Origin of the sequence: Rhizobium phaseoli, assembly GCF_003985125.1 — a bacterium.
Lineage (GTDB): Bacteria > Pseudomonadota > Alphaproteobacteria > Rhizobiales > Rhizobiaceae > Rhizobium > Rhizobium phaseoli.
The window spans coordinates 37,720-51,124 of sequence record NZ_ML133594.1 but is presented as its reverse complement, the minus strand read 5'-3'; the positions used below and the strand labels follow the sequence as shown (position 1 = coordinate 51,124).

The window sequence follows — 13,405 nt, the reverse complement described above, 5'->3', positions numbered from 1 at the left end:
CGCTTCCGTCGCTTCGCTCCGCCGCGCCCGCCCAGGCCGATGAGGCACCAAGCAGCGCACACGACAGAATGAAAACTGTCAGGTATCATCCCGGTCCAAAGTGTCGACCATCAACCCGGTCGTTCACCCACGGCACGCCATCGCTAATCGCACGCAGCCGGAAAGAAGCGCAGATCCGTCGCTTCGACGCGTTCGGTCAATCGTCCGTCGCAGATTGCAAGAATAGTATCCAGCACGGATGGCAGTTCTCTCAGTACGTCCACATTCCAGAAGCGAACGACCGACCAGCCATTGCCGATCATGAAGGTATCCCGAATTGCGTCCCGCCGATCATCCGCGTGCTGACTGCCGTCGATTTCGACCACCAACCGAAGTTCACGAGAGGCGAAATCAGCAAAATAGGGGCCGATCGGCAATTGCCGGACGAATTTATGTTCGTTGAGCCGCCGGTCGCGCAGTTCGTTCCATAGTTTGCCCTCCGCGTCGTTGTCGGACTGGCGCAATGATCGCGCTCGAGCGGTGGTTTTCGGCTTGGGGCCTCTCATCGAAGTCGTTCCGTGTGATTTGCCCCTCACCCTAACCCTCTCCCCGTTCTACGGGGAGAGGGGACTTCAGCGCCAGCCGATTTAAGCGCCATGAGTGATGTGTGTGCGGATTCTGCAACGGAAGGTAGATTGAAGGTCAGGGCCTATGGCTCTATCGACGTATTCGGTCGATCATCTGGAAATTTCCTATGAAATAACAATTACTTAGCCTGTCACAAATGTTTCACCGATTTGACATAAAAGGACGGTGCTTACAGCGCTAAGAGAGTCCCGCCGATGAAAAATGGCACTGCGGGGGCCTCTTCAGGCCGCACTCACACAAGCCCAATGCGGGAGATTTTAATGAACACCTTCAAGCTCACCGTTGCCGCGCTCGCTGCAACTGCTGCTTTCGCTGGCGCTGCCGTCGCCCGCGACCAGATTCAGGTTGCCGGTTCGTCCACCGTCCTGCCTTACGCCAAGATCGTTGCCGAGTCCTTCGGCGAGACCTTCACCAACTTTAAGACGCCGGTCGTCGAATCCGGCGGCACGGGCGCTGGTCTGAAGGAATTCTGCAAGGGCGTCGGCGAAGACACCATCGACATTGCCAACGCTTCGCGTCCGATCAACAAGAACGAAGCCGAAGCCTGCAAGGCAGCCGGCGTAACCGACATCCAGGAAGTCAAGATCGGTTATGACGGCATCGTCTTCGCAACCGACTCGTCCAACCCCGATGTCGCTTACGTTCCGGCCGACATCTACAAGGCTCTTGCAGCCCAGGTCGTCGTCGACGGCAAGCTCGTCGCCAACCCATACAAGAAGTGGTCGGAAGTCAACCCGAAGCTCCCGGCTGTTGATATCGCTGCCTACATTCCGGGCGAAAAGCACGGCACCCGCGAAGTCTTCGAACAGAACGTTCTCGCCGCCGGCTGCAAGGCTTCCGGCGCCCTCGACGTCATCGCCAAGGAAATCTCCGACAAGGCTGCCCAGGGCAAGGCTTGCGTCGCAGTCCGCAAGGACGGCGCTGCCGTCGACATCGACGGCGATTATCCGGAAACCCTGGCGCGCATCGCCGCCAACAAGACCGGCGTCGGCGTATTCGGCCTTTCCTTCTATGAAAACAACGCCGACAAGCTCAAGGTCGCCAGCGTGAACGGCATCGTTCCGTCCACCGAAACGATCGCCAACGGCACCTACCCGGTCTCCCGCCCGCTGTTCTTCTACGTCAAGAAGGCACATCTCGGCGCCGTTCCGGGCCTGAAGGAATATGTCAACTTCTTCGTATCCGACCAGATGATCGGCCCCGACGGCCCGCTGGCCGAATACGGCCTGGTTGCTGCTCCGGACGCCGAACGCGACGCGATCCGCAAGGACGTCGAAGCCGGCAAGTCCATGTAATAACTTTGTCGGCGCGGTGCTCTGTGAGCCCGCGCCGGCATTGCTTTATGTCCCTGCGCGCCGGCCTGTCCGTTTGCAGGGTTGAAATTCCTTCTCCATGATTGGAAGCCGAAGGCAGGCTGATGAAGCCGCCGGGTTTTGGGGCTGTGGGCCTGGGGACGTAACGAATGAGCACATCCATCATACTTCTCTGCCTTGTGGCGATCGGCGCCGCCGCCTATCTGGTCGCCCGCGGCCGCGCCACGGCACTTGCCGGAGGCAGGTCCTCCGCATTGCACTCACGGCCGGCCTATTACGGCGCCTATGCGGCGATCTGGGCCGTTCTTCCCGCCCTCATCGTTCTCTGCGTCTGGCTCTCCGTCAGCCCCGGCATCATTCAGTCTTCCGTTCGCGGCGCTTTCCCTGATGACGTCAAGGCCCAGGCCGCAGTCGAGCAGGATCTGAGCTATTCGATGGTGGCAACGGTCGCCCGCGGCCTGACGATGCTGACATCCGACGAAGCCGCCGCGGTCGCAGCCGATCCGGCCGCCCTGCAGGCCAAGCTCAGCGAGAAGGGCGTGCCGCTCGCCGGCCAGCCGCAGCCTTACATGGTCGAGGCCGCCAAGACGCTCAACGCCATGAGCCTGACGAGCCGCATGGCCATGACCGCGGTCGTCTTCATTCTGGCTGTCGCCGGCGCCTTCTACGCGCTGCGCGCCATCGCGCCCCGCTTCCGCGCCCGCAACCGCGTCGAGCGCGTCATGCTCTGGGGCCTGCTGCTCGCCTCCTCGATCGCCATCCTGACGACGGTCGGCATCGTGCTGTCGATGCTGTCGGAAGCCACGCGCTTCTTTGCCGCCGTTCCCGCCGGCGAGTTCTTCTTCGGCACCGTCTGGGATCCGCGCTTTGCCGGCGCCGGCAGCTCCTCCTTCGGCCAGTTCGGCCTGATCCCGCTCTTGCTCGGCACGCTTTATATCGGCCTGGTCGCCATGCTGGTCGCCGTGCCGGTCGGGCTGTTCGCCGCCATCTACATGGCCGAATATGCGTCGCCGAAGCTGCGCGGCATCGCCAAGCCGCTGCTCGAAGTGCTGGCCGGCATTCCGACGATCGTCTACGGCTTCTTCGCGCTTGTCACCGTCGGTCCGTTCCTGCGCGATTTCTCCGCTGAGATCAGCGGCCTGCTCTCCGGCAGCTACACCAACTTCATCCAGGCGCAGAGCGTTCTGACGGCCGGCATCGTCATGGGCATCATGCTGATCCCCTACGTGTCCTCGCTGTCGGACGACATCATCACCGCCGTGCCGCGGGCGCTGCGTGACGGTTCGCTCGGTCTCGGCGCCACCCGCTCCGAAACCATCAAGAAGGTGGTCCTGCCGGCAGCCCTTCCCGGCATCGTCGGCGCACTGCTGATGACCGCCTCGCGCGCCATCGGCGAAACCATGATCGTCGTGCTGGCCGCCGGTGTCGCCGCCCGCATCCAGATCAACCCCTTCGAGCCGATGACGACGGTGACCGTCAAGATCGTCAACCAGCTGACGGGCGACCTTGAGTTCACCTCGCCGCAGACGCTGGTTGCCTTTGCCCTCGGCATCACCCTGTTCTGCATCACGCTTTGCCTCAATATCTACGCGCTCTACATCGTGCGCAAATACCGGGAGCAGTACGAATGACGGATATTGTTTCTCCCACTCAAGGTGTTACCGTTTCTAAGGCGCCCGCCCGCCGCGATATCGGCATCAAGCGCCGCTACGCCGCCGAACGCCGCTTCCAGGCCTATGGCATCGCCGCCATCACCTTCGGTCTTGTCTTCCTCTTCATCCTGCTGTGGACGGTGATCGGCAAGGGCTACACCGCCTTCCAGCAGACCGCGATCACCCTGCCGATCGAATTCACCGAGAAGACGATCGACCCGAACAACAAGCGTGCGAGCGACCCTTCGGTGCTGGTTGCCGCCAACTATCCGGTTCTGCTGCGCGACGCGATCGTCAAGCAGCTGAATATCAATGCCTCGAGCAAGCCTGACGTGCGCGATGCATCCGCCATGCTTTCCAAGAGTGCGCCGATCCAGCTGCGCGACATGGTCGTCGCCGACCCCTCGCTGATCGGCAAGACGGTCAATGTCTCCGTTCTCGCCGACGCCAATATCGACAGCGCCAACAAGGGCCAGATCGATCTTTCCGTCGATGAGAAGAACCGCAAGGTCAACGACAAGCAGGTAACCTGGATGAACCAGCTGAAGGCGAGCGGCGCTCTCCAGAAGCAGTTCAACACCGGCTTGTTCGTCAACGGCAACTCCAGCCGTCCGGAGGCTGCCGGCCTCGGCGTCGCCCTGATCGGCTCGCTCTACCTGATGCTGATCGTGCTGGTGCTGTCCCTGCCGATCGGGGTTGCCGCCTCGATCTATCTCGAGGAGTTCGCGCCGAAGAACAAGCTGACGGACCTGATCGAGGTCAACATCAACAACCTCGCCGCCGTCCCGTCGATCGTCTACGGTCTGCTCGGCCTTTCCGTCTTCATCAACTTCATCGGCCTGCCGCGCTCGGCCTCGCTGGTCGGCGGCCTGGTGCTGACGCTGATGACCCTGCCGACGATCATTATCGCCACCCGCGCAGCCCTGCGCGCCGTGCCGCCGTCGATCCGCGCCGCAGCCTTGGGTCTCGGCGCCTCGAAGATGCAGATGGTCTTCCACCATGTCCTGCCACTTGCCATGCCCGGCATCCTCACCGGCACGATCATCGGCTTGGCGCATGCGCTCGGCGAGACCGCGCCGCTGCTCTTGATCGGCATGGTCGCCTTCGTCGCCAACGCGCCGGCGACACCGCTCGAGCCCTCGACGGCCCTGCCGGTGCAGGTCTATATGTGGGCGAACGAGGCCGAACGGGCCTTCGTGGAGCGTACTTCGGGTGCCATCATCGTTCTGCTCCTGTTCCTGATCGTCATGAACATGGGCGCCATCCTCTTGCGTCGTCGCTTCGAGCGCCGCTGGTAAACGGAGTTAAACATCATGAACATGTTGACGGAAGCTGCAGTTGAAAAGGCGCTGGATCAGAAGATGAGCAACGTCCCGTATAAAATGATCGGACAGGATGTCTCGGTTTACTATGGCGAGAAGCGCGCGCTTTTCGATGTGAACCTGAACATCCGCGAAAACACCGTAACCGCGTTGATCGGCCCGTCGGGCTGCGGCAAGTCGACCTTCCTGCGAAGCCTCAACCGCATGAACGATACGATCGAGGGCTGCCGCGTCGCCGGCAAGATCACCCTCGACGGCGACGATATCTATGATCCCGACATTGACGTCGTCGAGCTGCGCGCCCGCGTCGGCATGGTGTTCCAGAAGCCGAACCCGTTCCCGAAGTCGATCTATGAAAACGTCTCCTACGGCCCGCGCATCCATGGCCTGGCCAAGTCGAAGGCCGATCTCGACCAGATCGTCGAGACCAGCCTGCAGCGCGCCGGCCTCTGGAACGAGGTCAAGGACCGCGTGCACGAATCCGGCACCGGTCTCTCCGGCGGTCAGCAGCAGCGCCTGTGCATCGCCCGCGCCGTCGCCGTCAGCCCTGAGGTCATCCTGATGGACGAGCCCTGTTCGGCGCTCGACCCGATCGCCACCGCCAAGGTCGAGGAGCTGATCCACGAGCTGCGCGAGAACTACACGATCGTCATCGTCACCCACTCCATGCAGCAGGCCGCGCGCGTGTCGCAGCGCACCGCCATGTTCCACCTCGGCAATCTCGTCGAGGAGAACGACACCGACAAGATGTTCACCAATCCGGACGATCCGCGCACCCAGGACTACATCATGGGTCGCTTCGGCTGATTGCGGTCATCCGAAGCCTTCCCCTTATTCGAGGACAAAGCCCCATGGCATCGACACATATTTATTCTGCCTATGATGATGATCTGAAGTTCCTGTCCAGGCGGATTTCCGAAATGGGCGGCCTGGCCGAGCAGATGGTCGCCGAATCCGTCCGGGCGCTGGTCAACGGTGATACCGCGCTGGCGCAGAAGGTGATTTCCGACGATGTGATCCTCGATCACACCGAGCGCGAAATCGGCGACAAGGCGATCGTCACCATCGCCCGCCGCCAGCCGATGGCCGCCGACCTGCGCGAAATCATGGGTTCGATCCGCATCGCCGCCGATCTCGAACGCGTCGGCGACCTCGGCAAGAACACCGCCAAGCGCGTCATCGCCGTGCAGAGCACCGGCGTTCCGCGCAAGCTCGCCCGCGGTCTCGAGCACCTGTCCGAGCTGGCGCTCGTCCAGCTCAAGGAAGTGCTCGACGTCTATACGACGCGCGCCGCCGACAAGGCGACCGCCATCCGCGAACGCGACAACGAGATCGACGCGATGTACACGTCGCTGTTCCGCGAACTCCTGACCTATATGATGGAAGATCCGCGCAACATCACGAGCTGCACGCATCTTCTCTTCTGCGCCAAGAACATCGAGCGCATCGGCGACCACGCCACCAATATCGCCGAAACGATCTACTACATGGCGACCGGCGCCCAGCCGGAAGGCGACCGTCCGAAGGACGACAGCGCCAACACCGTCGGTGCCGCCACGGAATAACCGTGCCGAACCAGCCCATTGCGTGCGCGCCCGTCCGGGCGCGCAAAGAGGTCGCAGCCAATTTCTGATTTTGCGCGGGATCCCTTGCTTAAATCACTCCCGGTTTAAGGATCGTGCGCGAGGAGACGGACACGCATGATCCCGAGAGTTGCAGTTGTTGAAGACGAAGAGGCCCTCAGCGTGCTTCTCCGCTATAATCTCGAAGCGGAAGGTTTCGAGGTCGATACCATCCTGCGCGGCGACGAGGCCGAAATCAGGCTTCAGGAGCGCACGCCCGATCTGCTCATCCTCGACTGGATGCTGCCCGGCGTCTCCGGCATCGAACTCTGCCGGCGCCTGCGCATGCGGCCGGAAACCGAGCGGCTGCCGATCATCATGCTGACGGCGCGCGGCGAGGAGAGCGAGCGTGTCCGCGGGCTGTCCACCGGCGCCGACGACTATGTCGTCAAGCCGTTCTCGACCCCCGAGCTCGTCGCCCGCGTCAAGGCCATGCTGCGCCGCGCCCGCCCGGAGGTGCTGTCCTCGGTGCTGAAGTGCGGCGATATCGAGCTCGACCGCGAAACTCACCGCGTCCATCGCAAGAGCCGCGAAGTCCGCCTCGGCCCGACCGAATTCCGCCTGTTGGAATTCCTGATGTCGTCGCCGGGCCGGGTCTTCTCCCGCTCGCAGCTGCTCGACGGCGTCTGGGGCCACGACATCTATGTCGACGAACGCACCGTCGACGTCCATGTCGGCCGCCTGCGCAAGGCGCTGAACTTCTCCAACATGCAGGACGTCATCCGCACCGTCCGCGGCGCCGGCTATTCGATGGAAGCCTGAGGGGCCATCCGGCTGCCGTCCGGGCGAGGGACCGCGTAACGCAGAAACGCGGCCGATAGACCACCGCACACTGCGATTTTTGCCGCCCGCATCCCCCACCCTCCGTCGTCCTTGGGCTTGACCCGAGGACCCATGCGGGTGAGCACTTCGTTTCCATGAGCGACCGCCTCCGAAAAGCTCCATCGGCATGCTCGCGGCATGGATACTCGGGTCAAGCCAGGTCAAGCCCGAGTATGACGGAGAGTGGGGAAGTCGAGCGGCAAGAGCCGCGACGTCCGGAGGAATTCCAAGATGCAGTCTTGCGTGGGAACGCGTAAACAAAGACGGCAGTCCACCAAACCCAACACGCACTTGGCGGTTCTTGCCGCAGGCGTTCCCCCACCCTCCGTCGTCCTCGGGCTTGACCCGAGGACCCATGACCGCAAGCACCACGTTCGCGTCATCACGCACAAAAAAACGGGCCACGCGGCCCGTTTTCGCATTTCCAGCAATGGTTTGCCGGCTCAGCTGACGCGCGCTGCCGCCCGGCGGCGTTCGTTGACCGGCTGGTAGGCAAGCTTCTGATGGTAGCTGCAATAGGGCGAATTATCCGGGGATTCGCAGCCGCAGAAGTGGAAATCGTCCTTCAGCGGATCGCCGACCGGCCATTTGCAGGTGCGTTCGGTCAGTTCCGTCAGGCCGAGGCGGCGCGAGATCGGCACGACCACGTTGCCCTTCGGCACGTATTCCATTTCCTCGACCGTTTCGATCTCGATCTCTTCCTTCAGCATCGTTGCGCCCTGCTGGCGGGTAACGGTGCGGGTGGTGATCCGGGAGGCGTAGTTCGGCGCGCGCGGCGCCGAGGTCTGGCGCTTCGGCGTGCGCGCGGCCGTCGCCGTGCCGCCGGCCTTGGCGCGGCCCGGCAGGCTCAGCCGGTGCACCTTGCCGATAACGGCGTTTCGGCTCACGCCGCCAAGTTGTGCCGCGATCTGGCTGGCGCTCAGCCCTTCGGACCACAGCTTCTTGAGTTTCTCGACCCGCTCGTCTGTCCAGTTCATGCCCTGTCTCCACCTTTTGCGTTGGTGATGGCAGAATCCCTCACCGTTGTCCCGGAAGCCTCCGAAACAAGAAACGCCTGATCAATTTTGGTGACTAGTTCCGCCGCATGCAGTCTAGTAATTGAACTTTAACCTAGTGTGAGGCTGACTCCGTGACAAGAGTCGCGGGAATCCGGATGAATCGAATTCCGAGTTTTCCCCAACTTGCTGCCCCTGCGTGGCATTTCTGCAATAATGCCTGTTGAAGGCTGAAAATGCCGCTGTACAAGCTTGCTGCATGCGCTAAGGGCGCAGTTTTGTTGACATTGCAGCGCGAAAAGGAAATAGTGCTGGTCGCCGCCGCAAGGCGGCATTTTTGATTTTTCGGGCCTGGTTTTCTTAGCCGGAGTCCGGTGATTGACAACGCTGATCGGGAGACCCGCGCCATGGCCGAAGCCGCGCCGCTTTATGACACCTATTCTCGTGCCCCGTTGCGGTTCGAGCGAGGCGAGGGCGTGTGGCTGATCACCGAAAACGGCGAGCGTTATCTCGACTTCGGCGCCGGCGTCGCCGTCACCTCGGTCGGCCACGGCAATCCGCATGTGGTCGCCGCCCTGAAGGAGCAGGCCGACAAGGTCTGGCACCTCTCCAATATCTATGAAATTCCCGGCCAGGAGCGCCTGGCCAAGCGGCTGACGGACGCCACCTTCGCCGACAAGGTGTTCTTCACCAATTCAGGCGCGGAAGCGCTCGAATGCGCGATCAAGACGGCGCGCCGCTATCAGTTTTCCAAGGGCCATCCCGAGCGCTTCCACATCATCACCTTCGAAGGCGCCTTCCATGGGCGCACGCTTGCGACGATCGCCGCCGGCGGCCAGGAGAAATATCTCGAAGGCTTCGGCCCCAAGGCGCCGGGTTTCGATCAGGTGACCTTCGGCGATATCGAAGCGGTCCGCGCCGCCATAACCGATGCGACGGCGGCAATCCTCATCGAGCCGGTGCAGGGCGAGGGCGGTGTGCGCCCCGCCACCAGCGAATTCATGAAAGCGCTGCGCCAGATCTGCGACGAAAACGGCCTGCTGCTGATCCTCGACGAAGTCCAGACCGGCGTCGGCCGCACCGGCAAGCTCTTTGCCCATGAATGGTCGGGCATCACACCCGATATCATGGCGGTCGCCAAGGGCATCGGCGGCGGTTTCCCGCTCGGCGCCTGCCTTGCCACCGCAGAGGCTGCCTCCGGCATGAAGGCCGGCACCCATGGTTCGACCTATGGCGGCAATCCGCTGGCCATGGCCGTCGGCAGCGCGGTGCTCGATGTCATTCTCGCCGATGGCTTCCTCCAGCAGGTGCGCGACGTCGCGCTGGTCTTCCGCCAGGGGCTTGCCTCGCTGAAGGACCGCTATCCCGACGTGATCGAGGATATCAGGGGCGAGGGCCTGCTGCTCGGCGTCAAGGCGGCCGTCCCCTCGGCCGAGCTGCTGCAGGCGATCCGCGCCGCGCATCTGCTCGGCGTGCCGGCCGGCGACAATGTCATCCGCCTTCTTCCGCCGCTCGTCGTCACCGCCGAGGAAGCCCGCGAGGGCCTCGCCCGCCTCGAACGCGCCGCCGAGAGCATCCGCGCCGCCAAGGTCAAGAAAACGGCTTGAAGGGATTGGCGCTTTCGGGCGCACGACAGGTAAGAACATGGCTCCTAAACATTTCCTCGATCTTTCGGCCGTCACATCGGCCGACCTCAGAACCATCATGAACGATGCGCTCGTCCGCAAGCAGGCCTTCAAGGCCGGCCAGGGCGACAAGCCGCTCGCCGGCAAGATGCTGGCGATGATCTTCGAAAAGCCGTCGACGCGCACCCGCGTCTCCTTCGACGTCGGCATGCGCCAGCTCGGCGGCGAAACGCTGTTTCTATCCGGCACCGAAATGCAGCTCGGCCGCGCCGAGACGATCGGCGACACCGCCAAGGTGCTGTCGCGTTATGTCGATGCGATCATGATCCGCACCACCGAGCATTCGAGGCTCCTGGAGCTTGCCGAACATGCGACCGTGCCCGTGATCAATGCGCTGACGGATGATACCCATCCCTGCCAGATCATGGCCGACATCATGACCTTCGAAGAGCATCGCGGCCCGATCAAGGGCAAGACCATCGCCTGGACCGGGGACGGCAACAATGTGCTGCATTCGCTGGTCGAGGGTGCCGCGCGTTTCGGCTATCGCATGAACATGGCAGTACCCCTTGGTTCGGAGCCCAAGGATCACTATCTGAACTGGGCCCGCAATGAGGGCGCCGAAATCATGCTCTGCCATGATGCCGACCGTGCGGTCGAAGGCGTCGATTGCGTGGTGACCGATACCTGGGTCTCCATGAATCAGGAACATCGGGCCCGGGGTCACAACGTCTTTCAGCCTTATCAGGTCAATGCGGCCTTGATGGCCAAGGCCGGCAGCGATGCATTGTTCATGCATTGCCTGCCCGCCCATCGCGGCGAGGAAGTGACGGATGAGGTGATCGACGGCCCGCAATCCGTGGTCTTCGATGAAGCGGAAAACCGTCTTCATGCGCAGAAGTCGATTCTAGCTTGGTGCCTGGGCGCGATCTGAACCATAATCGGACGCCGCGCGCGAACAACGTGCGGCCGCGCGAGCGAAGGGCACCCTGACCCTTCGCTCTGAAAACTAGGAGTAAAGCCATGGCAGAAGCTGCAGCCGCCCTCGGCCAGTTCGATTTCGCCGGCGATGACCATGTCGTCCCTTTCCAGGTGGAGGGTCTGGATGTGCGCGGTCGCGCCGTCCAGCTCGGCCCGATGCTCGATGCGATCCTCGAGCGCCATCATTATCCCACCCCCGTCGCCCGGCTGCTGGCCGAAGTCGTCGTGCTGACGGTGCTGCTCGGCACCTCGCTGAAATTCGACGGCAAGTTCACGGTGCAGACCAAGGGCGATGGCCCGGTCGATCTTCTCGTCGCCGATTTCTCGACGCCGGAAAATGTCCGCGCCTATGCCCGTTTTGATCAGGCGCTGCTTGCCAAGGCGGTGGAAGCCGGCGAAACCGAGCCGGAGCAGCTGCTCGGCAAGGGGGTGCTCGCCTTCACCATCGACCAGGGCAAGTTCGCGCAGCCCTATCAGGGCATCGTCGCGCTCGACGGCACCTCGCTCGAGGAGATTGCCGGTGTCTATTTCCGCCAGTCGGAACAGATCCCGACACGCGTGCGCCTGGCCGCGGCCGAGCTCTTCGATCGCGACGATGCCGGCAAGCCGCGCCATCGCTGGCGGGCCGGCGGCCTCGTCGCCCAGTTCCTGCCGGAAGCACCTGAGCGCATGCGCCACCCGGATCTCCACGGCGGCGACGGCGACAATGGCGACCGCCCGCATGGCGAGGACGACGCCTGGGTCGAAGCCCGCTCGCTGGTCGAGACCATCGACGCCGATGAACTGACCGACCCGCTTGTCGGCACCGAACGGCTGCTGTTCCGCCTGTTCCACGAGCGCGGCGTGCGCGTCTACGAACCGCGCGCCGTCTTCGACCGCTGCAGCTGTTCGCGCGACAAGATCAAGGGCGTGCTGAAGGGCTTTTCGGCCGAAGAGATCGAGGAAAGCCAGGAAAACGGCGAAATCGCAGTCACCTGCGAATTCTGCTCGACCACCTACCGCTACGAGCCGACCGAGCTTCAGCCGGCGGAATAACATTAGTCGCGCGTAGCGCGAAAAAGATGCGCATGCAGCGGCACAGTGACTCGACTTTTGGTAGTCACTGTGCCCTATTATCGCAGCGGGTTCGGGGGCGGGACGTCAATGCGACTTTTGTATTTTGTATTCGCATTCATTGCTGTGATGCCACGGATTGTCTTGGCTGACGACGAAACAATCAAATGGAAAGAGGTTGGCGGCTGGACCGTGGCTGTCGATCCGACCTTAGGCAACGGCTGTTTTGTTCTCACGTCCTTTGATGACGGCACCGTTTTTCGTCTGGGCCTCAATTATACAAAAAAAGAAAGCCCCTTTTACATAGTGATCGCAAATCCGAACTGGAAATCCTTGGAAGTGGGAAAGCAATATCCCATCGAACTGTCGTTAGATCGTTCTCAATGGACGGCGAATGCGAGCGCTCTCGATCTTGATGGCTTCAAGGGATTATGGATCGATTTCAAGGATACCGGTCTCATTGCCGAGTTCGCTCGTAAACTGAGTTTTCGCGCCACCTTTAACGGAAAACAGATTGTTGCCCTGAGTTTGAAAAACTCCGTCAGGGCAACGGATGAGCTGCTCACCTGCCAGAAGGCGGTAAACGCTGCGGTCGCAAAACAGCCGGCGCCGCCCCAATCAAAAGATCCGTTCGAAGCAAAGCCAGGCACCCAGGCCTCGGATCCTTTCGACCTTTAGTAGATTGATGACTGGGCAAGCCCGAGGATCCACGACCGCGGGTACGGCGTCCAAGTTGGTACTGACTGGAAGCCTGCATCCGACCGCATCCATGCGGCAAGCACGGCGTTCGTGTTCGCACTGACGAAGCGACCGCGAACCTGCTCGCTCAATTGAGCACGCGCAGCAACCCCGGTGAATCCAGCGAGAAGGCGGGGATGTCGACGTCGAACAGCTCGCCTTCGTCGGTTTCCATCTGGTAATGGCCGAACATCAGCCCCGAGGGCGTGTCGAGCGGGCAGCCGGAGGAATATTCATAAGTGTCGCCGGGGCTGAGCCGCGGCTGTTCGCCGACGACGCCGGGACCGGTCACCTCGTCCACCACGCCGTTCTGGTCGGTGATGTTCCAGTAGCGGTTGACAAGGCGAACGGCGACGCCGGAATTGTTGCTGATGACAATCCGGTAACCCCAGACATAGCGATCGTCTTCCGGATCGGATTGCTCCTCCAGATAGAATGGTTCGACGACGACTTCGATATCTCTTGTGAGGGCGCGATACATGCCTTGCACCTTAGTCAAGATATGTTACCCGTATCTTATAAGAAGGCCCTATCCGTCAAGAAACGGAACGTTGATCAGCGATGAAACAGCCGTGATCGCATGGTTTTTGATCGTTAAGCCTAATTGTCAGTATTAATTTTACTTGGGCAGCGCCGGCGCGCCGATCCCGCTGCC

The 13,405-nt window shown here is 62.0% G+C and carries 13 protein-coding genes; 10 read left to right on the top strand and 3 right to left on the bottom strand.

Going from position 1 to position 13,405, the window contains the following annotated elements:
- Window positions 1-143 precede the first annotated feature (143 nt).
- The gene (locus EFD56_RS29165) at window positions 144-545 is read right to left on the bottom strand and encodes an endonuclease domain-containing protein (protein ID WP_126906962.1); all 402 of its coding nucleotides are present in this window, start codon (window positions 543-545) and stop codon (window positions 144-146) included.
- Between the two features lie 342 nt (window positions 546-887).
- Between EFD56_RS29165 and EFD56_RS29160 the strand changes: the two genes are divergently transcribed.
- The 6 genes from EFD56_RS29160 (at window position 888) to phoB (ending at window position 7,298) form a co-directional block, all read left to right on the top strand.
- On the top strand, window positions 888-1,922 hold the full coding sequence (locus EFD56_RS29160; RefSeq protein WP_016734872.1) for a substrate-binding domain-containing protein: 1,035 nt from the start codon (window positions 888-890) through the stop codon (window positions 1,920-1,922).
- Between the two features lie 167 nt (window positions 1,923-2,089).
- Entirely contained in the window at window positions 2,090-3,571 is a 1,482-nt protein-coding gene (gene pstC / locus EFD56_RS29155) for a phosphate ABC transporter permease subunit PstC (protein ID WP_126906961.1), read from the top strand.
- Window positions 3,568-4,890: a phosphate ABC transporter permease PstA gene (pstA, locus tag EFD56_RS29150; protein ID WP_126906960.1), complete on the top strand. Its 1,323-nt coding sequence runs from the start codon at window positions 3,568-3,570 to the stop codon at window positions 4,888-4,890. The genes pstC and pstA overlap by 4 nt, the downstream gene beginning before the upstream one ends.
- A gap of 15 nt (window positions 4,891-4,905) precedes the next feature.
- Entirely contained in the window at window positions 4,906-5,721 is an 816-nt protein-coding gene (pstB, locus tag EFD56_RS29145) for a phosphate ABC transporter ATP-binding protein PstB (protein ID WP_004672770.1), read from the top strand.
- 44 nt (window positions 5,722-5,765) lie between these two features.
- A complete protein-coding gene (gene phoU / locus EFD56_RS29140) occupies window positions 5,766-6,479 on the top strand; it encodes a phosphate signaling complex protein PhoU (RefSeq protein ID WP_004672769.1) in 714 nt (237 codons plus the stop codon).
- A gap of 135 nt (window positions 6,480-6,614) precedes the next feature.
- Window positions 6,615-7,298 (top strand): phosphate regulon transcriptional regulator PhoB, encoded by a 684-nt coding sequence (gene phoB, locus EFD56_RS29135; RefSeq protein ID WP_004672768.1) that lies wholly within the window; start codon window positions 6,615-6,617, stop codon window positions 7,296-7,298.
- Between the two features lie 503 nt (window positions 7,299-7,801).
- On the opposite strand, the gene EFD56_RS29130 is transcribed toward phoB, so the two are convergent.
- A complete protein-coding gene (locus tag EFD56_RS29130) occupies window positions 7,802-8,335 on the bottom strand; it encodes a GcrA family cell cycle regulator (RefSeq protein ID WP_126906959.1) in 534 nt (177 codons plus the stop codon).
- A gap of 425 nt (window positions 8,336-8,760) precedes the next feature.
- On the opposite strand from EFD56_RS29130, the gene EFD56_RS29125 reads away from it, so the two are divergent.
- From EFD56_RS29125 to EFD56_RS29110, 4 genes are all read left to right on the top strand, one after another.
- Complete coding sequence (locus EFD56_RS29125) at window positions 8,761-9,960, top strand: aspartate aminotransferase family protein (protein ID WP_126906958.1); 1,200 nt, start codon at window positions 8,761-8,763, stop codon at window positions 9,958-9,960.
- Between the two features lie 37 nt (window positions 9,961-9,997).
- Window positions 9,998-10,912: an ornithine carbamoyltransferase gene (argF, locus tag EFD56_RS29120; protein WP_064817384.1), complete on the top strand. Its 915-nt coding sequence runs from the start codon at window positions 9,998-10,000 to the stop codon at window positions 10,910-10,912.
- Between the two features lie 89 nt (window positions 10,913-11,001).
- On the top strand, window positions 11,002-11,994 hold the full coding sequence (locus EFD56_RS29115) for an Hsp33 family molecular chaperone (protein ID WP_064826879.1): 993 nt from the start codon (window positions 11,002-11,004) through the stop codon (window positions 11,992-11,994).
- Window positions 11,995-12,102: 108 nt separating this feature from the next.
- Entirely contained in the window at window positions 12,103-12,690 is a 588-nt protein-coding gene (locus EFD56_RS29110) for a hypothetical protein (RefSeq protein ID WP_126906957.1), read from the top strand.
- A 148-nt stretch (window positions 12,691-12,838) separates the two neighbouring features.
- On the opposite strand, the gene apaG is transcribed toward EFD56_RS29110, so the two are convergent.
- Complete coding sequence (gene apaG / locus EFD56_RS29105) at window positions 12,839-13,231, bottom strand: Co2+/Mg2+ efflux protein ApaG (RefSeq protein WP_004677057.1); 393 nt, start codon at window positions 13,229-13,231, stop codon at window positions 12,839-12,841.
- Window positions 13,232-13,405 lie beyond the last annotated feature (174 nt).